This is a genomic window from Halomonas sp. FeN2 (assembly GCF_020595105.1).
In the GTDB taxonomy this organism is placed as follows: Bacteria; Pseudomonadota; Gammaproteobacteria; order Pseudomonadales; family Halomonadaceae; genus Vreelandella; species Vreelandella neptunia.
The window spans coordinates 933219-956596 of the sequence record NZ_CP074200.1; the positions used below are offsets into that span (position 1 = coordinate 933219).

Here is a 23378-nt window from a genome sequence, read left to right on the forward strand (position 1 = left end):
GCTGTAAAAAACGCCGCCCCTTCGCAAGGGGCGGCGTTTTGGTTTTAACATTATGGCCTTAACCCTGATTTCAACATAGCGGATTTCAACACAGAACCGCCAGACGCGCTGGCCGGTCACCCATTTTGGTTAAGCGCCGAGTCAGCGCCGCTAACTGGACGGCACTGCCCTGACTACCCGCACGAATAATTTCATGAGCCCAGGCAGGTAACTGGGAGGCAAGCCGGTAATAAACCCACTGCCCCTCGCGCTGGTCACTTAGCAACCCACACTGACGCAGCTGAGCCAAGTGGCGGGATACTTTAGGCTGCGATTCCTGCAACGCATAGGTCATTTCGCACACGCAAAGCTCCTGCTCTTGAGCCACCAGGAGCACCAACATCAAACGTGTCTCATCGCTCAAACATTTAAACACCTGCAAGGCTTGCGGTGTATTCACTTTGCCTACCATAAACTGACCACCATAAACTGCCCAGACTGATTGACCATGAGTAGTTTACGCCACAACAGTCAGACACGACAAAGCACCCGGGCGCCATTAGGCGGAGGGTGATGAGAGAGTAATTAGAACCACAAGAATACCGGAAGGAATTAAATGGCTCCTCGAGCAGGACTCGAACCTGCGACCCAATGATTAACAGTCATTTGCTCTACCAACTGAGCTATCGAGGAACAGTGCACTACCTGTTACATGAAGATATCCCTGTATCGGTATACCTAAAACAGCTAGCTAATACGCAGTACCTGTGAAGTACTGATGTGACAACTTGGCTCCTCGAGCAGGACTCGAACCTGCGACCCAATGATTAACAGTCATTTGCTCTACCAACTGAGCTATCGAGGAACATATTAAGCTATCTTTTAAAAGCTATTTTTCAAACGCTCTCGTGTTAAAAGCGAAGCCAACTTGTTCACGAACATCAACAAGCGATTGGCTCCTCGAGCAGGACTCGAACCTGCGACCCAATGATTAACAGTCATTTGCTCTACCAACTGAGCTATCGAGGAACTGCTTAAACACGGTGCGTAGTATACTCATAGAATCGTGAGGGTCAAGTATCGATTATGGATGAACGCTAGCCGCTGGTTTCTTGTATCCGTATAATGCGCCAACTAACGATAGCGGTTTGGACACCCTCATTGCCGACCGCACGACAACACTCCATTCATCCTCGTCCCCCGACGACTCATAGATGACAGGTACCGATGGCGAAGAAGCTCTTCATCAAAACGCACGGCTGCCAAATGAACGAGTACGACTCCTCCCGTATGGCGGATCTACTCGGCGAATCTCACCAGCTCGAACTCACTGATAATGAGCGTGAAGCCGATGTCATTTTGTTAAACACCTGCTCGATTCGCGAAAAAGCGCAGGAAAAAGTTTTTCATCAGCTGGGACGCTGGAAAAAACTTAAAGACGCCAACCCCAACCTGGTGATTGGCGTGGGTGGCTGCGTGGCGAGCCAGGAAGGCGAAGCAATCCGCAAGCGTGCACCCCATGTGGACATGGTGTTCGGGCCGCAAACCCTGCACCGCGTGCCCTCAATGCTGGATGCCCGTGGCAATAACCAGATTGCGGCGGTGGATGTCACCTTTCCTGAGATCGAAAAGTTCGACCACCTGCCCAAGCCTTCTTCCGATGGCGCAACGGCGTTTGTGTCAATTATGGAAGGTTGCTCAAAGTACTGCACCTTCTGCGTGGTGCCCTACACCCGCGGCGAAGAGGTCTCGCGCCCCTTTGAGGCGGTGATGGATGAAGTCATCCACCTTTCCGACCAGGGCGTGCGTGAGATCAACCTGTTGGGCCAGAACGTCAATGCCTACCGCGGTGAAAACCAGCTAGGTGATGAAATCGACTTGGCCGAACTGATTGCCTGCGTTGCGGCAGTAGAGGGCATTGACCGCATTCGCTTTACCACCTCACACCCGGTGGAGTTTACTGACAGCCTAGTCGACGCCTTTGCCGATATCCCCGAACTGGTGAGCCACCTTCACCTACCGGTACAGTCGGGCTCAGACCGTATTCTTACTGCCATGAAGCGCGGACATACGGCGGCCGAATACATTGAAAAGATGGAGCGCATCCGCGCCAATCGCCCGGACATCAGCTTCTCTTCAGACTTCATCATCGGCTTCCCCGGCGAAACAGAAGAAGATTTTGAAGCGACGATGAATTTAATTCATCAAATCGGCTTCGATCATTCGTTCAGCTTCGTTTACTCCGCACGCCCCGGCACACCTGCTTCTGGCCTGCCGGATGAAACACCGGAGAGTGTCAAAAAGCAGCGTCTGGCAATTCTGCAGGAGCGGATCATTCAGCAAACCGCGCAAATTAGCCGCCGCATGGTTGGCAGCACACAGCGTGTGCTGGTTAACGGCTTTTCGCCCCGCGACCCCGGCCAGCTCTCAGGTCGCACCGAGAACAACCGCGTGGTTAACTTCCGCGCTGCCAACCCCACCGAGCTGATCGGCTACTTTGTCGATGTAGAGATCACCGAGGCATTTCCCAATTCGCTACGCGGTGAGCTTGCTTCACCCGAGCGCTATTGATCGTTCACTTATCACAGATCATTGCCCCGCTTCTGGCGGGGCAGTAAGCTGAACGATACACACACTAACGAGGGGTTCCCCACTCTTGAGCCAGCCAACACCTCAGGCCAATCGCATCATCACCTTAAGCCTTGAACCCAATGATCCGCAGCGCCTTGCTAGCCTTTGCGGCCAGCAGGACGAGCATTTGAAGCTGATTGAAAGCCGCCTAGATGTGACGCTGCGCAATCGGGGCAATGTGTTCCAACTGGCGGGCCCAGCCAACCGCATCAAAGCAGCGGCAAACGTGTTGGAACACCTCTATCGCGAAACAGCGGCGAGCGAACTTGACGCTGACACCGTGCACCTGTTCCTGCAAGAGTCCGGGCTTGAAGCGCTGGAAGAGGAAGAGGACGGCACCGGCAGCAGCGATGAAGTGATCATGCGCACCCCGCGTACCATGATCAAACCGCGCGGGCTCAACCAGCAGCGCTACGTTTCAAGCATCCGCGAACACGATATCAACTTCGGCATTGGCCCTGCGGGTACAGGTAAAACCTACCTCGCCGTTGCCGCCGCGGTTGAGGCACTCAATCAACAGGAAGTACGCCGCATCCTGCTCGTGCGCCCGGCGGTTGAAGCGGGTGAAAAACTTGGCTTCTTGCCCGGCGACCTGGCCCAGAAAATCGATCCCTACCTGCGCCCTCTTTACGACGCCCTGTATGAAATGATCGGTTTTGAACAGGTGGCAAAACTGATTGAGCGGCAGGTGATTGAGATTGCTCCGCTGGCCTATATGCGTGGCCGTACGCTCAATAACTCCTACATCATTCTGGATGAGAGTCAGAACACCACCCCGGAGCAGATGAAAATGTTCCTGACCCGGATTGGTTTTGGCTCCACTGCCGTGATTACCGGCGACGTGACCCAGGTCGATCTACCTAAAGGACAGCGTTCAGGGCTGATTCAGGTGCTCGACGTGCTGAAAGACACTCAAGGCATCGGCGTCACCCACTTCGCCGCCAAGGATGTGGTACGCCACCCGCTGGTACAGCGCATTATCGAAGCTTACGATATGTTCGAATCCCAGCAGGAAGTGGAAGAGCGTGCCCGCCGCGAGGTGCGCCAGCAAGAGCGCGACGCACGAATGCAGGCACGTGAAGTCGCATGGGATAGTTCGCGATGAGCGAGGCCATTGAAGTCGTCGTCGACCGCCAGGCAGCGATTGACGAACCACGGCTACCCAGCCTGACACAGCTCACCCATTGGGTGGGCTGTGTGTTCGCCCACCACCCTGACGATCAGCGCCTTGAAGTGACTATTCGCTTTGTGGATGAGCTCGAAAGCCAAACGCTCAACCGTGATTACCGCGGTAAAGACAAAACCACTAACGTGCTGTCATTCCCTTTTGAGAGCCCGCCGGGGGTTGATTTACCGTTACTCGGCGACCTGGTAATTTGCCATGCTGTGGTAGCCAAAGAAGCCAGCGAGCAAAGTAAGCCAATTGAGCACCACTACGCTCATATGGTCGTGCATGGCATCCTGCATTTGATGGGCTACGATCATATTGATGATCACGAAGCCGAGGAAATGGAGCAGTTTGAGCGTGAACTGTTGGCCGAGCTGAATATCCCTGACCCGTACGCTGACAACACTCCCATGCCCAATAGGGAAGACGCATAGCCCCTTACCTCTTTATTATTTAACGGTGGGTGCGTTAAATCACGTAACAACTAATCTGGTACTATCCCCTGCTTCAGTGATAAAACAGCTACCTAACGACATGGTTTCCATAAAGACATGGTTTCCATAACGATGTCGTTAACGAGATAGCAACTGTCTGCCCGCAAACGAGAGAATTGACGCATGAGCGAAGACCGATCGAGCAACCCCAATCAAAAATCCTGGCTCGAGAAACTCTTTGGCGCCCTTTCCGGAGACAATGACGAACCCAGCTCACGAGATGAGCTGATGACGTTTTTACGCCATACCGCAGGGAAATTAAAGCTGGATCAAGACGCCATTATGATCATCGAAGGCGCCCTTGAGATCAGCGATCAGCAGGTTCGTGAAGTGCTGATACCCCGCTCACAGGTCTCAGCCATTGCCCTGGATCAAACCAGCGACGGCTATCTACCGTTGATCCAGGAAACCGGCCACTCTCGCTACCCGGTGATTGGCGAAAACCTGGATGACGTAAAAGGCATTCTGCTGGTAAAAGATTTACTCCCCCTGCTCTCCCAGACCCAGGCTCAGCGCGATGCGTTCAAGTTAGATGACATTTTGCGCCCGGCGATGTTTATCCCTGAATCCAAACGCCTTAACAGCCTGCTTAAAGAGTTCCGGGATACCCACAATCATATGGCGGTGGTGGTCGATGAATACGGCGGTACCGCTGGCATCATCACCATCGAAGATATTCTTGAGCAGATCGTCGGCGACATCGAAGATGAGCACGATACCGATGAAGAAGACGATATCCGCGAAATAGAGAATGGCCGCTACGCCATTCGCGCACTGACCCCCATCGAAGACTTCAACGAACGCTTCGACACCGAGTTCTCTGACGATGAGTTCGATACCGTTGGCGGCCTGGTGATGCAGCAGTTTGGCCATCTACCGCGGCGCGGTGAACACACCATTCTAGGCGGCTGGCGGTTTGTGATTCTCAATGCGGACACGCGACGCATTCGTCTACTCGAAGCCTACCGCGACACGCGTCGCGATGACGAAGAGGATGATGACCAGGAGAACAAGCCCGACTAGGCGCTTGTTGTCACGCTGCTCGCTAACCACTCCCTCGTATTTTACCGTAGATAGGTTATCGCTATGGGTTTTCCCCCCGCGTTTTTGTTACAGCTGCTTGCCGCCCTGGTGGCGGGCGGTTTCACCACTCTAACGGCTTCCCCTTTTGAGTTTTGGTGGCTGGGCCCGGTGGCGATTGGCTTACTTTATGTGGGCCTGCATGCATTAACTCCCACCCAAGCGGCCCTAAAAGGCTGGTTATACGGTGTTGCACTGTTCGCCAGCGGCACCTCCTGGGTGTATGTCTCTATCCACGACTACGGTTACACCGGCGTGCCGCTCGCCGTTTTCCTTACTGCGCTGTTCGTGACAATTCTGGCACTGTTTTTTGCCGGCACTTTCTGGCTCTACCGGCGCTTCACCTCCTCACGACTCGCGTTTATCAGCTTTGCGGGCGCCTGGGTACTGGGCGAAGTACTGCGCACCTACCTGTTTACCGGCTTTCCCTGGCTGCTGCTGGGCTCTGGTTTTGTCGATTCGCCGCTGGCCGCCTGGGCACCCGTTGGCGGCGTCTACCTGCTCTCGCTGCTCGTCGCGCTTAGCGGTGCGCTTGGCGCTGAGCTACTGCTGCGCCGTCAGTGGTGGACGCTTGTCCCACTGGCGGCCATTTGGCTAATTCCCTTGGCACTCCCCCAGCAATGGACTACGCCAGCCGATGAGCCTACACGCGTGGCACTGCTACAGGGCAATCTACCGCAGCTGTTGAAGTGGACGCCCGAAGGGCAGCGCACGGCGGCGAATACCTACAGCGAGCTCACCCGCGAAGTCGCCGATGAGGTTGACCTGATCATCTGGCCAGAAACCGCGCTGCCAATGATGGAGACCCAGGCCCGGCCGGTGCTGGAACGCGTGCAAGCGAACCTGCCCCCCGACGTCGCCCTACTCACCGGCATCGTTCAGCGCGACGAACAAGAGCGTTACTTCAATAGCGTGATTGGCGTTGGCGACGTAGAGGGCAGCTACCAGAAAGAGCACCTGGTGCCTTTTGGTGAGTACCTGCCACTGGAGAGTTTACTCCGCGGGGCGATTGATTTTTTTGACCTGCCCATGTCGACCTTTACCAAAGGCGAGCATGAGCAAACACCGATGCAGGCCGCCGGGATTCATATTGGTAACGCTATTTGCTACGAGATCATCTACCCACAGCTAGTCGCCCGCCGAGCCCAAGACAGCGGTGTCATCATGACGGTGTCTAACGACACCTGGTTTGGCGCCTCGATCGGCCCCCACCAGCACCTGCAGATGGCACGCCTACGCGCGCTAGAGAATGGTCGCTATGTGGTTCGTGCTACCAGCAACGGCATTACCGCTATTATTGATCCTAATGGGCGCATTGTTGAACGCGCCCCGCAGTTCGAGACAACCACGCTCACCGGTGAGTTTTACGCCATGGAGGGGCTAACGCCTTTCACCCGCTTGGGTAGCTGGCCGGCTTGGTTGCTGGCAGGTTTGATGCTCTTGCCCGGCATAGTAGCAGCAAGAGCCACACGCCAAGCGTAAAGTTGAAATGCCATAGATGGCAGCTAGCTAGAGCAACGGCCCGAGTCCTCTGCTGGACTCGGGCCGTTTTTTTTACTCAAGCAAGCCGCCTACATAAGTGGTTAGATAGGCAGCTAGTCAATCCGTTATTTAGGCTGCGCTGTTTTTTAGCGTGGCCATATCAATCACGAAACGATAGCGAACATCGCCTTTTTCCATGCGCTCAAAGCCTTCGTTAATGTTGTTGATAGCGAGCATTTCGATATCACAGGTAATGCCCTGATCAGCGCACAGCTTGAGCAGCTCTTCGGTCTCCGCAATGCCACCAATTAGCGAACCGGCCACCACACGACGCTTAAAGACCAGGTTAAAGGCCTCAATGGCTGGCTCAATAGGCTCCAGCAAGCCAACGATGATGTGAGTACCGTCATACTTCAGCGACGTTAGGTAGGGGTTTAGATCGTGCTGTACGGGCACGGTGTCGAGCATGAAGTCGAAGGTTTCAGCCACCGCGTCCATTTGTGTCTGGTCGCTGGAAACCACCACGTGGTCAGCGCCGTTACGCTTCGCTTCTTCAACCTTGGCGTCGGAACGGGTGAACACCGTGACTTCAGCGCCCAGCGCTTTAGCCAGTTTAACGCCCATGTGGCCTAAGCCACCCATACCGATCACACCGACTTTATGACCTTTGCCCACGCCGTGATGCTTGAGCGGTGAATAGGTCGTTATACCGGCGCAGAGAATCGGCGCCGCCGAAGCCAGATCAATACCATCAGGCATCTGTAGCACAAAGTGCTCGCTCACCACGATGGAGTCGGAGTAGCCACCCTGGGTCATGGTGCCATCCTGGCGATCTTCGCTGCCGTAGGTCATTGTGAAGCCTTCCAGACAGTACTGCTCTACACCATCTTTACAGGCAGCACAGGTACGGCATGAATCGACCATACAACCGACACCCACCAGGTCACCGGCTTTAAAACGCGATACTTTATCGCCCACAGAGGTCACACGGCCGACAATCTCATGGCCGGGTACGACGGGGTACTGGCTCATGCCCCAGTCATTGCGAGCAAAGTGCAGATCGCTGTGGCAGACACCACAGTAGAGAATTTCGATGGCGACGTCATCGGGGCGCGGCTGGCGACGATCAAAAGTAAACGGTGCTAAGGGCTTATCGGCAGCGAATGCGGCGTAGGATAATGCTTGGCTCATCGGTGAAACTCCTTATCAGCAAAAGACTGCCTTATAAATCAGCAGACGATTCCCCTCGTGCGAGGCATGCCGATAGTATTCGCCTAATCAGTGATGATAGCGATGAACGAAGCTACGTCATTTTTGCCAAATACTCCGATGACACGTAATAAAATAACAAAAAATGACCATAAATCATTATAATTATGTAAATTCCACTAGAAACCCAAGAGAAGCCTTCATGACCTCCACCGCTCAGGCTGGCAATGCGCTAGCTGCCGTTATCGCACCACTGGTTAAAAGCGACGGAATCAATAGCACATCACTGCCTGGCGTGTCGTTACTCTGTTTAAGCCGCCACCAGATTCGCACACCGCTGATCTATGAGCCGAGCCTGACCATCATCGCCCAGGGGCGTAAAATGGGTTATCTGGGTGATCGCGAAATCTATTACGACCCCGGCCACTACTTAGTGCAAACGTTGCCACTGCCCTTTGAGTGCGAAACCTACGGCTCGCCGGAAGCCCCTTTGCTGGGCATATCGGTGCGCCTGGATCCGGCACTATTAAGCGAGATGGTGACAGCCATGGGCGATATCGGTCATAACGCTTTGGCTCCGTTGCCCATGGCCTCAGTGGCCATGACAGAGGGCATGCAGGACGCCGTATGGCGCTTAGCGCGCACGCTAAACGTAGCGGTAGAGTGCAGCGCCATGGGCAACGCCCGCATTCGTGACGTGGTGTTTGAAGCGCTAAAGGGAGAACAGGGGCCCGCTTTACGGGCGCTAGTACTGGGGCATGGTAACTATTCACGCATTGTGCAGGTGCTGTCTAAGCTCCACACCCATTTTGCCGACGACTTTAGCGTGGAACAGTTGGCAGCACAGGCCAATATGAGCCCTTCGACGTTTCACCAGCACTTTAAGCAAATTACCCGCTCATCACCGGCTCAGTACTTAAAGCGGCTGCGCCTAATCAAAGCGCAACAGTTGCTGCTGCAGGATAATCACAACGTTAATCAGGCCGCTGCGGCGGTGGGTTACCGCAGCGTGCCTCAGTTTAGTCGCGACTATAAGCGCTACTTTGGTGAGCCCCCGTTGCAGCATCGCCGCCAAGAGCAGGCGCTACGAGCTTAAAAAGAGATTTAATGCAGGGCTTATTTGGCAAAGTCTATTTTGCAAAATTTATTTGGCAAAGGCTATTTCGCAAAGATCTGGCTCATATCTTTAAACGCCTTGAACTCCAGGGCGTTTCCGCAGGGGTCGAGCAGAAACATGGTGGCCTGCTCACCTACTTCGCCTTTAAAGCGAACGTAGGGCTCGATCACGAACTGCGTATCGCGCGCTTTCAAGCGCTCGGCCAGGGCTTCCCACTCGTCCCACGCTAATATTACGCCAAAGTGCGGCACCGGGACGTTGTGGCCATCTACCGGATTAGTGTGCGCGCTCTCTTGCCCCGGCGTTTTGGGCTGCTCATGAATGACCAGTTGGTGGCCAAAGAAATTAAAGTCGACCCACTGCTCGCTGGAACGCCCCTCTTCCAGGCCAAACACATCGTTATAAAACGCCCGCGCCAGCGCCACATCGTAAACGGGAATCGCCAGATGGAAGGGTGAAAGGCTCATGGTCATTCTCCACATTATTGGGTTTTATGAGGATTAGCGGGCACTTTATGTAGCACCGCTGTATTCATCCTAGGGCCGCTCATGGGAAAATAAAATCAATAACTATTTAGCTGATTCACAAAAAGGATTGATCAATGATCCGCGAGCTAAAAACGCTGATTGCGGTCGCACAGGAAGGCACCTTTGCCGCAGCGGGCAACAAAATCGGCCTGACTCAAGCGGCGGTCAGCGCACAAATGAAACGTCTTGAGCAAGAGCTGGGTATCGCCCTGTTTGAACGTAAAGGGCGTGCCGCCATTTTGACCCAGCGCGGGCAGGAAACGTTAAAGCAAGCTCATACCCTCCTAACCCTCTACAGCACGCTGGGGGCTGCTACAGCGGGCCCAGCCACTCAAAGGGTCAATATTGGGGCCATAGCGTCCATACAGCGCACGCTACTGCCCGATGCGCTGGCGCATTTTCATCACGCCTATAGCGAGTGCCGCACCCGAGTGGTGCCGGGTCTCTCCATGGAGCTGGTGAATCAAGTCGACGCTGGCGAGCTGGATATGGCGGTGATTATTCGCCCGCCCTTTTCACTGCACAGCGATTTACGCTGGACGCCCCTTGCCCATGAGCCATTTCGTTTGATCGTGCCGCGCCATATTGAGGGCGATCAGTGGCGGGAGCTGATCGTCCGCCAGCCGTTTGTGCGTTACGACCGTGCTTCCTTTGGTGGACGGCAGGTCGAACGCTTTCTACGCGCAAACCACTGCAATGTGCGTGAAGTATGCGAAGTCGATGAACTGGAGGCCATCGTTAAACTGGTCGCCAAAGGGGTCGGCGTTGCGCTAGTGCCCCAGGCGATTGCGCAGCAACGCTGGCCAGCGGAAGTGCGTGCGATTGATTTAGGCGAGCGCACCTTTCACCGCGACATCGGGCTGATTCACCCCACTAGCGGCCATTTGAGCGAACCCGCCCGGGCGATGGCCCAATTGATTGGCGAAATCGCCCAGCAGACTGATAATAGTGCCTGAGGTGTTTCATTGAATAACTTTGCTTGCAGCCTTAGAAAGGAGTAAATGCATGAAGCCAGAGGATCTGGAAAAGCTAGTGACGCGTACCATGCCCTTTGGCAAGTATGAGGGCCGTCTTATTGCTGACCTTCCCGGCCCCTATTTAAACTGGTTCGCTCGGGAGGGGTTTCCCTCAGGGGAAATTGGCCAACTGCTGCATTTGATGCACGAAATTGATCATAATGGGCTTGGCCCGCTGCTTGACCCACTGCGAAAAACGCCTAGCCAGCGTGGCGAAACTTAAGGCTGAGCGTTTTTATCTGCGTTCTCACGCTCGTCAAGGGCACCCTGAAACTCAGCGCGGTAAGCGGCCTCGTGCTGTGCGGTATCCGCAGGAAAGCGGCCTAAGGCGACTGCTAGTTCAAAAAAGCCAGCCGCAGGTAAACCGTCACCTCGCCGGCTGACCACCAGCGCCGCGATGAAAGGCTTCTGCTGTGCGGCGTCTTCGCGCATTAACTGCTCTAACGCCTGGGTGACTTGAGCAATAGTCCGCGGCGGTGTGAGCGCTAGCGCGCTAGCCACCTGCTGATATGTCATTGGCAGAACGGCACGCGGTGTGCTGAGCAGTAGCTGGCGAAGAGCGGCTACGTTATCGGTCATATATATCCTATCGTCAGAGTTTAAGACATTCACACTGCCAATTGACCCAGTGTTTGTGCTAAGAAGTAGTTGTGCTAAGAATAGCGAACTTTGCTGTGATAAGGAGAGAACATGGTAACGCGACTAACAACGGCGCGTCCTCGTGGCGGCCGTTGGCCAGGCGTACTGGCTGGCTTAGCCATTCTACTGATAGCGGCGGCGACACTTATGATGGCGGGCGCAGGGCCTGCTTATCGTGGCGAACTTATCAGCCTAGGCGAGGCGTTTAATTTACTTCGTAACGGCGTCTATGCCGCCGGCGCAGCAGTCGCGGTCAGTATTGTCACGCTGCTGTTTAGCATGCTGGCTCGTCGATCTAGGCCTGCATTAATAGCCACGCTGGTTATCGTCGCCGCTGCTGCGCTGCTTTATATGCCCTGGCAGCATTGGCAACGTGCTCAACAAGTGCCCGCGATTCACGATATCACTACCGATACTCAGAACCCACCGGCCTTTGAAGCGTTAGCTGACGCACGAGAAGCGGCGCCTAACGCGGTTGACTACCCGGGCGGTGCCACCGCACAGCAGCAGCAAGCAGCCTACCCTGACATCAAGCCGCTGGTCTTGGACGAAGCCCCACAAACGGTACTCGCTGCCGCACAAGCAGAGGCCGAAGAGGCTGGCTGGCGTATCGCCCGAATTACCGACAATCACATAGAAGCCACCGCGACCACGCGCTGGTTTGGCTTTGAGGATGATGTGGTGATTCGCTTAACTGAGATTGAGAACGGGGTGCAGGTGGATATGCGCTCGGCGTCACGTCTGGGTGCCAGCGACGTGGGCACCAATGCGGCGCGTATCAAGCAGTTTTTAACTGCTTTAGAAGCGCGACTTGAGTGACCGTGTTGGTAACCTCTTTGTAACTATTCAGTAGGTTTCAGGCTGTACTCGCCAACCTGCTGTTTCATCAGGCATAGATAGCTGCCCCGTGGGAAATGGGATGGATCCGTCCCTCTGTGCCAAGATGAAGAAGTACTTCATCTAACGTGCGCAGAACACTGACGGCATCTTGAAAGAGGATCCATCCATGAACAACATTAGCATTGTGGGTATTGATCTTGCCAAGCATGTTTTTCAACTTCATGCCGTTGATGACAGTGGCCATAAAGTGTTTAGCAAAAAGATCAAACGTGATCAGTTGAGAACAGTGATGGCGAACCTTCCGCCCTGCATCGTGGCCATGGAAGCGTGTGGCTCCGCTCACTATTGGGCTCGTGAGATCAGCCAGCTTGGTCACGATGCACAACTGCTCCCTCCACAAGCCGTAAAACCGTTTATTCAGGGGCATAAAAATGATGCACGCGATGCCGCCGGTATCGCCGAAGCGGCTGCACGCCCGGCGACACGGCGCGTGACAGTGAAAACCCAGGAACAGCAGTCGCTACAAGCACTGCACCGGGTACGCAGCCGCCTTGTGCGTGCTCGGACGGTGGTCGGCAACGAGCTGCGCGGACTGTTAAATGAGGTTGGCATTATTGTGGCTCAAGGCCACCGGGTTATCCGACAAGGGGATATACGCCAATTGCTAGACGAGCGTCACGATCAGTTGGGAGCCACGTTATGCAACGTGATCCATGACCTCTTAGATGAGTGGCTAGCACTCGACACGCGCATCGCCGAGTACGACAAACGACTAGAGGCGTATGTTCAGGCCTCTCCCTGCACGAAGCAGCTGATGAGCGTTCCTGGCATTGGCCCTGTCAATGCCACCTTGCTCGTCAGTCATATGGGGGATCCCAAGCGTTTCCCTAATGGACGGCAATTTAGCGCTTCTATTGGTTTAGTGCCACGGCAGTACTCAAGTGGCGGTAAGAACGTCTTAAAAAGCATCACCAAACGTGGCAACAGCGAGGTGCGGCGCCAACTCGTTCATGGTGCCAGGGCGGCTTTGAGGCAGTTTCAACGTCAAGAACACCCCGACCGACTGGCTCAATGGGTCATACGGCTGGCGGCACGGGTAGGTCAGCGAAAGGCGATTGTGGCCCTCGCGAATAAAATGGCGCGAATTTGCTGGTCGATACTCGCTCATCAACGCTCTTATCAAGCCTAGAAAAGTGAGGCAGTTGCCTCTACGAGGTACTTAGAAAAAGTCATATTATCGTTTGAAGTAAGCACACCCGAGGTTGCGTGAGTAAGACATTTGATGGCACACAGGTAAGACCGACTCTCTGTCACTCTGTGAAGCTGTTAGGCCCCTTGAGAGGCCGCGTGGGAGATTAAGAGCAGAGAGTGCGCATTCCATCAGGGCCAGGTAGTCGCGCTACCATCAAAGGCCGGATATAAGCGTGCAGTCCTCATCCGTGTGCATCTCGTGGCTTGCTTGCTCAACGGAACGGATCCATATAAGGCAGCTTTAGCTCGCGACCCTCCAAGCTTCCAGCCGAAAGACACTAAGGGGTGCCTTCGGCACCCTTCGCGCGATAAATCGCCCTCCCACAAATAGCTTCTGGCTTAGTGCTGGCTATAGGGTGTTGTGGGAGGCAGCTTTAGCTCGCGACCCTTTAGGCTGCCAGCATGAGCTGAACAGTTACACCTCTTTTTAATGCAACGGGTCACGTCTGTTGCCGCTTTCGCGGGCTAAAATTTGCTCAGCGTCCAGGGTAGCGATAGGCACTTGGTGCTGGGCGGGAATATCCCCGGTCAATTGCAGCGCTTGATAACGCAGGGCGCAAACGCGCAAAAACGAAGTGAAGTTACCCAAATCGTGCCCGGCATCGATGGATTCATGATAAAGCCGGGTAATCATTTGGGCCGTGTTCATCCGGTCGCGCTGGGCGATCTCTTCGAGAATATGCCAGAAGTAATTTTCCATTCGCACACTGGTGACCATGCCATCAATACGCAGCGAATGTGTCGCGCTGCGCCACAGCTCCGGGTCGGCTTGAATAAAGAGTTTACACATGAGCACTGTCTCTCGAAGTTTTCGAATCCACACAAATTATTAGCATAGCGGCAATTATTGGCACAGCAAACAAGAGCGCCCAGCGGATGCTGGGCGCAAATTTTGTTAGGTCAGTGGGCCAAGCTCACTTATTCAGTAGCGCCATAAACTGCGCCAACCAGGCGGGGTGGGCAGGCCATGCGGGGGCAGTAACCAGGTTGCCATCGGTTACTGCATCGGTAACCTCCAGATCGGCAAAATGACCACCCGCAAGCTCGACTTCCGGCTGGCAGGCCGGATAAGCAGAGCACTGCTTCCCTTCCAGTACTTTTGCAGCAGCTAGCAGTTGAGCGCCGTGGCAAATCGCCGCCACGGGTTTGTTAGTCTCAAAAAAATGCTGAACCATGGTTAGCACCTCTTTGTTCAAACGAAGATATTCAGGTGCACGCCCACCAGGCACCACCAAAGCATCGTAATCGGCGGGGTTAATGCTGGCAAAATCAGCATTCAGTGCAAAGCGGTGACCGGGCTTTTCGGAATAGGTTTGGTCGCCTTCGAAGTCATGAATCGCCGTCGCCACGGTATCGCCCGAAGTTTTCCCCGGGCAAACGGCATCGACAAGGTGGCCGACTGCCATAAGTGCCTGGAATGGCACCATGGTTTCATAGTCTTCAGTGAAATCGCCAGTGATCATTAAAATGCGCTTGCTGCTCATCTCAGTGCTCCTCTTTGTGATCTTATGGTTATTGATCGAGTGTTTGAGCACACGCGGGGCGTGTTGTATGAGACTAGCAAGCGCTTTCCGACAAAGGGTAGTAATTGCTTACTACGGAGTCACTTTCTCCTGTTGAGGAAGCGCTAGATGCCGCTGCCCTGCTGCGTCGCTGACGTGAAAGCGCCCTACCAGTGAATGCATATCACCGGCACGATCATCCAGCGTATGGCTGGCAGTAGTCGCTTCTTGCACCAACCGGGCATTCTGGTGGGTCACCTGATCCAGCTGCGAAATTGCCTGGTTGATCTGATCAATACCAGCAGATTGCTCATGGGTAGCTCCTGCAATCTCGGTAACATAGCGTGTTACCTCACTCAGGCTATCAATGATTTCCTGCAGGTGTTTGCTGGAGGCGTTTACCAGTTGCTCACCCTCGCTTACCTTGGCGACACTATCGTCAACCAAATGGCGAATTTGGGCAGCTTCTTCGGCGCTACGTCCAGCTAATTTGCGCACTTCTTGTGCCACCACGGCAAACCCACGCCCCTGTTCGCCCGCTCGCGCTGCTTCAACAGAAGCGTTGAGCGCCAGCAAGTTGGTTTGAAAGGCGATATCATCAATGGCTTTAATAATCGATGTAATTTTTTCACTCGCTTCGCGGATATCCCCCATCGCCGCCGTAGTGCGCGTTGAAACATCGCCTGCAGCGCGGGCGCGCTGGTCAACATTACCGCTAGCGTCTTTGGCCTGGTCAGCGTACTCAGCCGTTTGTTTTACCGTGGCAGTAATCTCTTCAAGACTTGAAGCCGTTTCCGCCAACGACGCCGCCTGCTGGTCGGTACGCTGGGAGAGATTCTCATTACCCGCGGCAATTTGACGACTGCTGGCCGCAATGGATTCGGCGCTTTCACGAATTTGCGCCACCATGCCTTCAAAGGTATCCATCATGTTATTAAACGCTTGGGCAGTTTGCCCCACTTCATCGTTACGTTTAAGTTCAAGACGCTTAGACAGGTCAGCATTTTCGCCTGCGGCGCCGCTGATGTTTTCCATTTGGTGGCGCATCGCCACTAGCGGCCCCAGCACCCGTACCATGGTACGCCAGCCAAAAATCGCAAGTAACACGATAACCGCTAGAGTGACCATAATCAGTAACGAGCGACCAGCATTAGCTAGCGTCTCTGCTTGCGTTGCGGCACTATCCGCCTGAGCAACGGTGTACGCTTCGACATCACTTAGCGCCGCGCGCATCTGAGTCATGGCTTGGGCAACATTAGTGAGCGCCGCTTGCACCTGGGCGCCTAACTCCAACTGCTGTAAACGAAGCTCATAGACAGCGTTATCATCGGATACCATCAACCCATCCAGCTCTACGATGACATCATCTAAATCGTTGATTAGCGCGCGCTGACCTGCTTCGGTGCTAGGAGCGTCGGCGATCGCCGCCAGTGATTGGCGAGCTAAACCCACCTGCTGAGAAATTTCATTGTGGCGCAAGTTGACCAGTGCATCCGCGCTATTCGTCTGCATCATCTGACGTCCAAGGTCAGATAGCTGCGCTAATGCCATACGTGCGTTGCCGCTTAAGCGGCCAATATCCGCTTGCACTGTATACATATTATCGAGTAACTGAGTCGGCAGCGTGGTCATACCATCTTCGCGCCAGGCTTCCATTAGCGCGCGCTCTTCACGGTCACTGCGAACCTGGGCTAACGCCGTACGCCCGGCAATATCTTCGGCACTAAGCATTACTTGAGAAATAAGCGCTTGCATCTCACTAATGCGCTCGGCCATCTGGGTTTGTAGGCTCAGCTCTTCGCGGCGTACCGCCTCCAGCGCCGTATCCCCTTCCAGTAACGCCTGATAGTGGCTATCCAGCTCACTCAGCCCTTGCGCTTGATCAACTCCATGGAGACCTTGTCGTGCATCTTGAAAACGCTCATCCAGTGCCTCTTGAGTGGTCGCCGTATCTAGACCAGTCACGCTTTCTGCGGCAAGCAAATCCGCATGACGTTGACCAAAGGCTCCCATAGTCAACACCATTCCACGACTAGCATCTTCCAGCGGCAGCACCTCACCGGTAATATAACGCTGTGAGTCAATGAGTCGTTGGTTGGTAATCCAGCCCGTTGCCGCCAGCACCACGGCGCCCAGCACCGCAGCCAAGAACAGGCTGATCAACATCGCTCTAATACTTAAGGTTTTTTTCATTATCTGTTTTCACTTGTGTCAGGGGACAGACAGGTAAAGTAAGCGTTAGGGCAACAGGCTCGCCCACTCCACCGACTCAAAACGGCCGTTTGTGATAATAGTGGGCCACACCGCATCGCTTGCTTGATGGTCGTTCGGTCCCAAACTAACCGGCTCCTCTAGTCCAATATCAACCGACCCCAAACCAAGCAAACCATCCACAATTGCGTCGCGGTCTGGATCAGCTCCGGCTGCTTTCACACCTTCCACAAAGAGTTTCGCGGCTAGGTAACCTTCGAGTGAGATGAAGTCAGGTTCGCTACCGTTGGCATGGGTGTCCAATGCCTGACGGTATGCTTCTACGGCGGGCAGATCGGCATCCAGGGGGGGAACTACCTGAGTAATAATCACACCCTCGGATAGGTCGCCGAGTTCATCCATAAGCGCTTGGCTGCCCACAAAAGAGACGTTCAGAAATACCGTGTCAGGAAGATCGTTTTTCGCTTCACGAATGAAGTCTGCCGCAGGGCCGTATGTACCGACAATGATCACGGCGCGTGGCGTCACCGGCGCTTCCAGAATGGTCGCTAGCCCCTGATGAATATTGCGCGTACCGCGAGTAAAACGCCCGTGGGCCAGTTCCGAGATATTGTCGACGCCATGAGCGGCTAATGCCTTGGTCGCGCCATTGTATCCTGCATCGCCGAAACTATCGTTTTGGGTAAAGAAGGCAATTTCCTCGGGCAAAACGCCTGCTTCCAACAGCCCGTCCACCATGGCGGCGGTTTCTTGTACGTAGCTGGCCCGGTAGTTAATCACATAGCGGTCTGGCGGTGACTTACGCAGCACCCCCGCGCCAGTAAAAGCCCCGTAAAGCAACGTTTCATATTCGTTATAAATGGGAATGGTGACAGTAGCCGTTGGAGTACCGACATTGCCAATCGCCGCTAGCACTTCATCCTCTTGAATAAGCGCTCGGGTATTACTGGCTGCTTGCAGCGGTTTGTACTGATCATCACGGGCAATCAAGGCAAGCGTTTCACCATTAACTCCGCCCGCCGCATTGACCTCGGCGAAATAGGTCTCAATACCTTTTTGCATGCCCAAGCCTAGCGGTGCAGCGCCACCGCTGGAAGGGGCAACAATACCAAAAGTCAGTTCTGCCTGCGCTAGTAATGGAGTCAAAACTCCAGCTAATAACACTACTTTTAATAAGCAATTTCTTAATAAAGACTTTTTTAATAAGCCTTCTCTTAAAAACAAAATTCCCAATCTTTTCATTGATCTGCTCCTTACTGGCTAGATCATTTCCCCACGTAAATAGCATGGCAAAGGTGAGTAGTCTTCCCTCAAACCTTTGCCACATTACCGAACTTTTATTTATTACTATCGGCAGGAGAATATACGACTAAAGGTTAATTATCGTTAATTAAAAAGTAACAATTATTACCCGATTGTAACAACTCCTCACCAACGGGAATAAAATTGGAAAATACATTAAAAATCAATTGCTTATATATTTTAAGTGCTGTTATGAAGGCCTTTCGATGGCGAACCGATCGCTAATTCGAATGTAATCACTGCCCGCTAAACGCCCAACAGGTTTGAGCCGATCCATATCGACATGGCGACCGTCCCAAATCGAATCGTCAATATGGATGGAGACAACCTGGGCCAGCACCAAAGTGCCTGCTAGCGGTTGGTCGCCAAAGCGAATCATATCGAACAGTTTGCAGCCAAACGCCACGGGAGCGTTGGCAATGCGTGGCACGTTGACCCCAGGCATATCAGCTTTTTCAAGAGCGGCCAGAGCAAACTCATCCTCTCCTGGCGGCAAGCTGGCGCTGGTGGTATTGAGTGCTTCTATCAGCCCTTCACTGCCCACATGGACGACACATTCAGGTACTTCTTTTAAATTGCGCACGGTGTCTTTAAGTTCGCCGCTACCATTAAGCAGTGGAGAAAATGCCAGCACAGGTGGATTCACGCTGGCCACGTTAAAAAAGGAAAATGGCGCCAAATTGGCATTTCCTTGCTTATCCTGGGTAGACACCCAGGCAATCGGCCGGGGGCAAACAGCGCCCGATAACAACCGATAAATAACCCCTGGGCTTAGCGGGGAATCATCCAATAGGTAGTCGCTCATTTTTGACTCCTGGGTAATGGGTTTAGGCGTATTATCAACCTATAACAGCTATTACTTTACAACAGCATTGCCAGCAAGGAGCCGATTTGATGAAGATTGTTATTGCCGATGATTATCAGGACTGTGTGCGCGGTTTAGACGCCTTCAAGCTGCTTGAAGGTCAAGAGGTCACGATTTATCACGATACACTCACCGACCTTGACGCAATGAGTACGCGCTTTCAGGATGCCGAAGCGTTAGTGCTCATTCGTGAACGCACCCCTATCACCGCTGCGCTGCTTGAGCAATTACCTAAACTGAAAGTCATCAGCCAAACCGGCGGCGGCGCGGCGCATGTGGATATAGCGGCCTGCCGCCGCCATGGTATCACTGTTATGACGGGCACTGGCTCGCCCTACGCTGCAGCAGAGTTAACCTGGGGCTTAGTGCTTGCCGCCATGCGCCATATACCGGCAGAGGTTGAGAATCTTAAGGCGGGCCGTTGGCAGCGTACCCTAGGCACGGGCCTCAAAGGCCGCACCCTAGGCATTTTTGGCTACGGCAAAATTGGCAGCTTGGTAGCACGCTATGGCCAGGCTTTTGAAATGAAGGTGTTGGTGTGGGGACGAGAAGGAACCCGACAGCGCGCTGCTGAAGCAGGAATAGAGGTAGCCAAAAACCAGACCGATTTGTTCCAGCGTGCTGATGTACTCAGCCTGCACCTGCGGCTGAACGACGATACACGCGGTATTGTCAGCGCCGAATCTCTTGCTCAAATGAAACCCACCTCCCTGCTCGTCAACACCAGTCGCGCTCAATTAGTTGCCCCTGGGGCGCTTGAGGAGGCTCTAAAAACTGGGCGACCTGGCCAAGCCGCAATCGACGTTTTTGATACGGAACCGCTGTTAGCTGACTCGCTGCTGGAACAACCCAATCTCGTCGCCACGCCGCACCTTGGCTATGTGGAAAAGGATAGCTACGAGCTCTATTTTGGCGATGCGTTTAGCAACCTGCTGGCCTACATCAATGGCCAGCCTGTTAACAATCTAGCTGGCTAACCGGGCGCGCTAAAACGTGGGCTAAACATCAGGGCTGCAAGCGCCCCATAGTCTCATCAGGCTGGTAGCCCACATATTCGCGAGCTGAAACTCCCTCCCACAAGTGCTGAAAGCCCTCTTTCGTCTCAGGTGTGCCAATTGTGCTAGCCTTATGGGTTCACGAGTAACACAGGGGCCATTAATGCTCACCATTTCTAGTAACATTACTCTGGCTGATTGGGAGATTGATATCAGCCAGATTCGTGCCCAGGGCGCGGGCGGCCAGAACGTCAATAAAGTCGCCTCGGCGGTACATCTGCGTTTCGATATTCTTAGTTCTACACTGCCGCCGATGTACAAGGAGCGCTTAATGGCGCTGTCCGATCAACGCATCAGTAAAGAGGGCGTGGTGATTATTAAAGCCCAGAGTCATCGTAAGCTTGAACTGAATAAAGAGGATGCACTGGCACGTTTAAAAGAGCTGATACTGAGCGCCACCAAACAGCAAAAAATACGCCGCGCTACTAAACCCACCAAAGGTTCGCAGCGCCGCCGCGTCGATCACAAAACCCATAAAGGCAAAATTAAATCGCTGCGCGGTAAGGTGTCCGCATCATAATGACTAAACGCTCCACATCGCCCGCTGGGCGACCACTTTCGCCCTGCGTACACATTTGCCAAATCGAGCCGACCACATCAGTCTGCCACGGCTGTGGCCGGACGTTGGATGAAATCGCGGGCTGGGGAAGCATGACCGAGGCCGAAAAAGCCCCGGTATGGGAACGTCTGGAAAGCGAAGGGTACGTGTCTGCCAGCTAGATTTCCTTCGCGTCGCTATGTCTCAAGTGATGCTATGTCTCAACTGATAGTGCTTTCATCTGGTGACGGTCGCTTAATATATGGTGTAGCTCACCACAGGCAACCATCGGGTCATCACAGTTGATAACGATATCCGAGTGAGCCAACACGTAGCTGCGGCCAGTAATGGTGTTCTCCACTACTTGGTAAGCGCCCTCCTGATGGGTACCGACAAAGGTACCGATAAACCCTGTCTCCCGTAGAGAAACTGTCTCTAGCTTATCCCCTAGCTTTAGCCGCCCTTCATAGTTCATCAACGCCAAGCGCGCAGAGGTGCCGGTACCCGTCGTGCTGCGGCATATAACGCCAGGATGGACGTAGGTGGTTGAGCGTGAGCGTATATAGCCTTCAGCTATCTGCTCTTCAGGCCCCATAAAGTGCAAAAATGGCAGAGGCCCTACATCGCCCAGGGTGTAGTGAGAAAAGCCCCGCTGCGCTTTAATTGCCTCGACAATTTTGTAGGCACACTCTGAGAGTGCGCGCTCCTCATCACGCACCAGCTTAAAGCCCAGCTCGGTGGCATCGACCAAAGCGTAAAAACCACCGCTATAGGCAATCGAGTAGGTGACTTCGCCAATTCCCGGCACTTGGATTTTATCGCGATAGGTATCGATATAGCTGGGCAGGCCGCCACAGGTAACCGACTCCACCACGCCGTTATGCACCTTGGCTTCGATTTGCACTAACCCGGCCGGCGCTTCCAGCTTAAAGCGCTGTATGCCTTCCTGCTTGGGGACAATACCGCTCTCCAGTACCGCCGTGGCGGTACACAGCGTGTTGGAGCCGGAATAAATGGGGTACCCCATCACTTCCATAATGATGTAACCCGCCACCGCCTCAGGATGAGTTGCCGGCACTAACAAGTCGACCGACATTTCCGGAATGCCGTAGGGCTCTTCGAGTAGCAGGCGGCGCAAACCATCGGCGTCATCGCGTAGATACTCCATCTGCTCGCGAACGGTGGCGCCAGGCAGAACATCAATACCCCCTGTAACGATACGGCTAACATCACCACCGGCATGGGTGTCCATTAGCTGGATAGTATGAAGGTTATGCACTAGGGGCGCTCCTGAACAGCAGAAGAGGAATTTTCAAGGGCGAACGGAGCACCGTGAGATGCCCACTGAGCATCGGGAACGAGCACAATTTTGCCCAGATAATTGCTGCCCCGGTTTACAAAATAGCGTTCGGCGGCATGCAGATCAGATAGTTTAAAGGCCGCATGGAGTACCGGCTTTAATTCCCCGCTGCGAATCCACGCCACCAGCTGTTCGGCCTCTTCACGGGTGCCGTGGGAAACACCAAATATCTGTACTTGATAAAGGTACACGCGGGTCCACATCATTTCGCTAAGGTTGCCACCGCTAGCCCCGGCAATAGAGAGGCGCGGGTAGCTCTTTCGCCCCTGCATATCGACAATCATAGTGTCGATAAACAGGTTGGTCATCTCACCCCCGACCAAGTCCATCACCGCATCGATTGGTTTGCCGCCAGTGGTTTCCAGCACCCGGTCAACAAACGTCGGCAGGTCGCCACGATCAATGACCGCTTCTGCGCCTAGTGCTTTGAGCGCCTCGGCTTTGTCCAACTGGCTAACGGCATACGGGATAGCGCCAACAATACGGCAGAGCTGAATGAGTGCAGTGCCCACACCGCCGCTGGCACCGCTGACCAGCACCCGCTCACCGGCATTTACCTTGGCGGCAGTCATCATGTGATAAGCGGTTTGATAAGAACACATACCCATTGAGGCCAGTTCAGCGTCATGCAGCTCTGGGTTAGGCACATGATAAAACTGATCAGCAGGCACGGCGATATACTCAGCAAATCCGCCGTCGGCCCCATGGCCGTAGTAATCCGGGGTTAGATTAATATCACGACGCTCATCGGCGTAAATATTAAAATCCAGCAGCCCTCGCTGACCTATGCGCTCGGCGTCAACGCCATCGCCGACCGCTACTATGCGGCCAGCGACATCGGCGCCTTGAATACGCGGGAAGGTTAACGTTGGCGTACCGCCCATGGCGAAGGAGGTAACATCGCCCTTATCCTTGGTAGGGTACAGCCCTTCACGCGCCTTGCGATCAGTGTTGTTCTTCGCCGTGGCGGTCACCTGCACCAGCACTTCGCCCGCTTTGGGCTGCGGCGTGGCGACATCCTGATGATATTCCAGCTTTTCGATACCGCCATGTCCGGTCAATAGCATGGCAGCCATGGTATTGGGCACCGTGTGTGTCGTCTCGGCCATGGA

24 protein-coding genes and 3 tRNA genes are annotated in these 23378 nt (G+C 54.1%); 13 read left to right on the forward strand and 14 right to left on the reverse strand.

Going from position 1 to position 23378, the window contains the following annotated elements:
- Window positions 1–85 precede the first annotated feature (85 nt).
- The 4 genes from KF947_RS04410 to KF947_RS04425 all read right to left on the reverse strand — a co-directional run bounded on the left by KF947_RS04410 (window position 86) and on the right by KF947_RS04425 (window position 1008).
- A complete protein-coding gene (locus tag KF947_RS04410; RefSeq protein ID WP_133730081.1) occupies window positions 86–451 on the reverse strand; it encodes a metalloregulator ArsR/SmtB family transcription factor in 366 nt (121 codons plus the stop codon).
- A gap of 145 nt (window positions 452–596) precedes the next feature.
- Window positions 597–672 (reverse strand) — tRNA-Asn (locus KF947_RS04415).
- Between the two features lie 96 nt (window positions 673–768).
- Window positions 769–844: transfer RNA gene (locus tag KF947_RS04420), tRNA-Asn, on the reverse strand.
- Between the two features lie 88 nt (window positions 845–932).
- Window positions 933–1008: transfer RNA gene (locus KF947_RS04425), tRNA-Asn, on the reverse strand.
- A 198-nt stretch (window positions 1009–1206) separates the two neighbouring features.
- Between KF947_RS04425 and miaB the strand changes: the two genes are divergently transcribed.
- From miaB to lnt, 5 genes are all read left to right on the forward strand, one after another.
- Window positions 1207–2550, forward strand: a complete 1344-nt coding sequence (miaB, locus tag KF947_RS04430; RefSeq protein WP_009288234.1) for a tRNA (N6-isopentenyl adenosine(37)-C2)-methylthiotransferase MiaB — start codon at window positions 1207–1209, stop codon at window positions 2548–2550.
- 85 nt (window positions 2551–2635) lie between these two features.
- A complete protein-coding gene (locus KF947_RS04435; protein ID WP_227405556.1) occupies window positions 2636–3715 on the forward strand; it encodes a PhoH family protein in 1080 nt (359 codons plus the stop codon).
- The gene (gene ybeY / locus KF947_RS04440; RefSeq protein ID WP_227405557.1) at window positions 3712–4212 is read left to right on the forward strand and encodes an rRNA maturation RNase YbeY; all 501 of its coding nucleotides are present in this window, start codon (window positions 3712–3714) and stop codon (window positions 4210–4212) included. Before KF947_RS04435 ends, ybeY begins: the two co-directional genes overlap by 4 nt.
- 183 nt (window positions 4213–4395) lie before the next feature.
- Complete coding sequence (locus KF947_RS04445) at window positions 4396–5295, forward strand: HlyC/CorC family transporter (RefSeq protein ID WP_088699211.1); 900 nt, start codon at window positions 4396–4398, stop codon at window positions 5293–5295.
- A 63-nt stretch (window positions 5296–5358) separates the two neighbouring features.
- On the forward strand, window positions 5359–6834 hold the full coding sequence (gene lnt, locus KF947_RS04450) for an apolipoprotein N-acyltransferase (protein ID WP_227405558.1): 1476 nt from the start codon (window positions 5359–5361) through the stop codon (window positions 6832–6834).
- Between the two features lie 129 nt (window positions 6835–6963).
- Here lnt and KF947_RS04455 read toward each other — a convergent pair whose 3' ends face one another.
- A complete protein-coding gene (locus tag KF947_RS04455; protein WP_227405559.1) occupies window positions 6964–8025 on the reverse strand; it encodes an NAD(P)-dependent alcohol dehydrogenase in 1062 nt (353 codons plus the stop codon).
- A 220-nt stretch (window positions 8026–8245) separates the two neighbouring features.
- Between KF947_RS04455 and KF947_RS04460 the strand changes: the two genes are divergently transcribed.
- Window positions 8246–9139 carry an AraC family transcriptional regulator gene (locus KF947_RS04460; protein WP_227405560.1) on the forward strand — a complete coding sequence of 298 codons (894 nt, stop codon included), beginning with the start codon at window positions 8246–8248 and terminating at the stop codon, window positions 9137–9139.
- Between the two features lie 62 nt (window positions 9140–9201).
- Here the strand turns inward: KF947_RS04460 and KF947_RS04465 are convergent, their stop codons facing one another.
- Window positions 9202–9627, reverse strand: coding sequence for a VOC family protein (locus KF947_RS04465; RefSeq protein ID WP_133730075.1), 426 nt, complete (start codon window positions 9625–9627; stop codon window positions 9202–9204).
- Between the two features lie 134 nt (window positions 9628–9761).
- Here KF947_RS04465 and KF947_RS04470 point away from each other — a divergent pair, with 134 nt between their 5' ends.
- Window positions 9762–10643: a LysR family transcriptional regulator gene (locus KF947_RS04470; RefSeq protein WP_133730074.1), complete on the forward strand. Its 882-nt coding sequence runs from the start codon at window positions 9762–9764 to the stop codon at window positions 10641–10643.
- A 49-nt stretch (window positions 10644–10692) separates the two neighbouring features.
- Complete coding sequence (locus KF947_RS04475; protein ID WP_022522550.1) at window positions 10693–10926, forward strand: DUF3820 family protein; 234 nt, start codon at window positions 10693–10695, stop codon at window positions 10924–10926.
- Here KF947_RS04475 and KF947_RS04480 read toward each other — a convergent pair.
- Window positions 10923–11282, reverse strand: a complete 360-nt coding sequence (locus KF947_RS04480) for a hypothetical protein (RefSeq protein WP_133730073.1) — start codon at window positions 11280–11282, stop codon at window positions 10923–10925. The two genes, KF947_RS04475 and KF947_RS04480, sit on opposite strands and share 4 nt — an antisense overlap.
- A gap of 111 nt (window positions 11283–11393) precedes the next feature.
- Between KF947_RS04480 and KF947_RS04485 the strand changes: the two genes are divergently transcribed.
- Together KF947_RS04485 and KF947_RS04490 are read left to right on the forward strand one after the other, a co-directional pair.
- Window positions 11394–12161, forward strand: coding sequence for a DUF1499 domain-containing protein (locus KF947_RS04485; RefSeq protein WP_133730072.1), 768 nt, complete (start codon window positions 11394–11396; stop codon window positions 12159–12161).
- A gap of 187 nt (window positions 12162–12348) precedes the next feature.
- Window positions 12349–13371: an IS110 family transposase gene (locus tag KF947_RS04490; protein ID WP_227404785.1), complete on the forward strand. Its 1023-nt coding sequence runs from the start codon at window positions 12349–12351 to the stop codon at window positions 13369–13371.
- A 489-nt stretch (window positions 13372–13860) separates the two neighbouring features.
- Here KF947_RS04490 and KF947_RS04495 read toward each other — a convergent pair whose 3' ends face one another.
- The 5 genes from KF947_RS04495 to KF947_RS04515 form a co-directional block, all read right to left on the reverse strand.
- A complete protein-coding gene (locus KF947_RS04495; protein WP_133730071.1) occupies window positions 13861–14223 on the reverse strand; it encodes a ribbon-helix-helix domain-containing protein in 363 nt (120 codons plus the stop codon).
- A 124-nt stretch (window positions 14224–14347) separates the two neighbouring features.
- Window positions 14348–14917, reverse strand: coding sequence for a DJ-1/PfpI family protein (locus KF947_RS04500; RefSeq protein WP_227405561.1), 570 nt, complete (start codon window positions 14915–14917; stop codon window positions 14348–14350).
- A 111-nt stretch (window positions 14918–15028) separates the two neighbouring features.
- Window positions 15029–17128: a methyl-accepting chemotaxis protein gene (locus KF947_RS04505; RefSeq protein ID WP_227405562.1), complete on the reverse strand. Its 2100-nt coding sequence runs from the start codon at window positions 17126–17128 to the stop codon at window positions 15029–15031.
- Window positions 17129–17173: 45 nt separating this feature from the next.
- Entirely contained in the window at window positions 17174–18292 is a 1119-nt protein-coding gene (locus KF947_RS04510) for an ABC transporter substrate-binding protein (RefSeq protein ID WP_227405563.1), read from the reverse strand.
- A 346-nt stretch (window positions 18293–18638) separates the two neighbouring features.
- Window positions 18639–19253 carry a flavin reductase family protein gene (locus KF947_RS04515; protein WP_133730067.1) on the reverse strand — a complete coding sequence of 205 codons (615 nt, stop codon included), beginning with the start codon at window positions 19251–19253 and terminating at the stop codon, window positions 18639–18641.
- An 89-nt stretch (window positions 19254–19342) separates the two neighbouring features.
- Between KF947_RS04515 and KF947_RS04520 the strand changes: the two genes are divergently transcribed.
- From KF947_RS04520 to KF947_RS04530, 3 genes are all read left to right on the forward strand, one after another.
- Window positions 19343–20290, forward strand: a complete 948-nt coding sequence (locus tag KF947_RS04520; protein WP_133730066.1) for a D-2-hydroxyacid dehydrogenase family protein — start codon at window positions 19343–19345, stop codon at window positions 20288–20290.
- A 181-nt stretch (window positions 20291–20471) separates the two neighbouring features.
- On the forward strand, window positions 20472–20888 hold the full coding sequence (gene arfB, locus KF947_RS04525) for an alternative ribosome rescue aminoacyl-tRNA hydrolase ArfB (RefSeq protein WP_133730065.1): 417 nt from the start codon (window positions 20472–20474) through the stop codon (window positions 20886–20888).
- The gene (locus tag KF947_RS04530; RefSeq protein ID WP_133730064.1) at window positions 20888–21088 is read left to right on the forward strand and encodes a DUF1289 domain-containing protein; all 201 of its coding nucleotides are present in this window, start codon (window positions 20888–20890) and stop codon (window positions 21086–21088) included. Before arfB ends, KF947_RS04530 begins: the two co-directional genes overlap by 1 nt.
- A gap of 32 nt (window positions 21089–21120) precedes the next feature.
- Here the strand turns inward: KF947_RS04530 and KF947_RS04535 are convergent, their stop codons facing one another.
- Together KF947_RS04535 and KF947_RS04540 are read right to left on the reverse strand one after the other, a co-directional pair.
- A complete protein-coding gene (locus tag KF947_RS04535) occupies window positions 21121–22185 on the reverse strand; it encodes a proline racemase family protein (protein WP_208862630.1) in 1065 nt (354 codons plus the stop codon).
- Window positions 22185–23375: a zinc-binding dehydrogenase gene (locus KF947_RS04540; RefSeq protein ID WP_133730063.1), complete on the reverse strand. Its 1191-nt coding sequence runs from the start codon at window positions 23373–23375 to the stop codon at window positions 22185–22187. Before KF947_RS04540 ends, KF947_RS04535 begins: the two co-directional genes overlap by 1 nt.
- Window positions 23376–23378: the final 3 nt, after the last annotated feature.

Bases quoted from the DNA above. Each gene is read 5' to 3' on its own strand.
- KF947_RS04410 (WP_133730081.1), bottom strand. From the start codon at position 451: ATGGTAGGCAAAGTGAATACACCGCAAGCCTTGCAGGTGTTTAAATGT.
- miaB (WP_009288234.1), top strand. From the start codon at position 1,207: ATGGCGAAGAAGCTCTTCATCAAAACGCACGGCTGCCAAATGAACGAG.
- ybeY (WP_227405557.1), top strand. From the start codon at position 3,712: ATGAGCGAGGCCATTGAAGTCGTCGTCGACCGCCAGGCAGCGATTGAC.
- KF947_RS04445 (WP_088699211.1), top strand. From the start codon at position 4,396: ATGAGCGAAGACCGATCGAGCAACCCCAATCAAAAATCCTGGCTCGAG.
- lnt (WP_227405558.1), top strand. From the start codon at position 5,359: ATGGGTTTTCCCCCCGCGTTTTTGTTACAGCTGCTTGCCGCCCTGGTG.
- KF947_RS04455 (WP_227405559.1), bottom strand. From the start codon at position 8,025: ATGAGCCAAGCATTATCCTACGCCGCATTCGCTGCCGATAAGCCCTTA.
- KF947_RS04460 (WP_227405560.1), top strand. From the start codon at position 8,246: ATGACCTCCACCGCTCAGGCTGGCAATGCGCTAGCTGCCGTTATCGCA.
- KF947_RS04465 (WP_133730075.1), bottom strand. From the start codon at position 9,627: ATGAGCCTTTCACCCTTCCATCTGGCGATTCCCGTTTACGATGTGGCG.
- KF947_RS04470 (WP_133730074.1), top strand. From the start codon at position 9,762: ATGATCCGCGAGCTAAAAACGCTGATTGCGGTCGCACAGGAAGGCACC.
- KF947_RS04475 (WP_022522550.1), top strand. From the start codon at position 10,693: ATGAAGCCAGAGGATCTGGAAAAGCTAGTGACGCGTACCATGCCCTTT.
- KF947_RS04480 (WP_133730073.1), bottom strand. From the start codon at position 11,282: ATGACCGATAACGTAGCCGCTCTTCGCCAGCTACTGCTCAGCACACCG.
- KF947_RS04485 (WP_133730072.1), top strand. From the start codon at position 11,394: ATGGTAACGCGACTAACAACGGCGCGTCCTCGTGGCGGCCGTTGGCCA.
- KF947_RS04490 (WP_227404785.1), top strand. From the start codon at position 12,349: ATGAACAACATTAGCATTGTGGGTATTGATCTTGCCAAGCATGTTTTT.
- KF947_RS04495 (WP_133730071.1), bottom strand. From the start codon at position 14,223: ATGTGTAAACTCTTTATTCAAGCCGACCCGGAGCTGTGGCGCAGCGCG.
- KF947_RS04500 (WP_227405561.1), bottom strand. From the start codon at position 14,917: ATGAGCAGCAAGCGCATTTTAATGATCACTGGCGATTTCACTGAAGAC.
- KF947_RS04505 (WP_227405562.1), bottom strand. From the start codon at position 17,128: ATGAAAAAAACCTTAAGTATTAGAGCGATGTTGATCAGCCTGTTCTTG.
- KF947_RS04515 (WP_133730067.1), bottom strand. From the start codon at position 19,253: ATGAGCGACTACCTATTGGATGATTCCCCGCTAAGCCCAGGGGTTATT.
- KF947_RS04520 (WP_133730066.1), top strand. From the start codon at position 19,343: ATGAAGATTGTTATTGCCGATGATTATCAGGACTGTGTGCGCGGTTTA.
- arfB (WP_133730065.1), top strand. From the start codon at position 20,472: ATGCTCACCATTTCTAGTAACATTACTCTGGCTGATTGGGAGATTGAT.
- KF947_RS04530 (WP_133730064.1), top strand. From the start codon at position 20,888: ATGACTAAACGCTCCACATCGCCCGCTGGGCGACCACTTTCGCCCTGC.
- KF947_RS04540 (WP_133730063.1), bottom strand. From the start codon at position 23,375: ATGGCCGAGACGACACACACGGTGCCCAATACCATGGCTGCCATGCTA.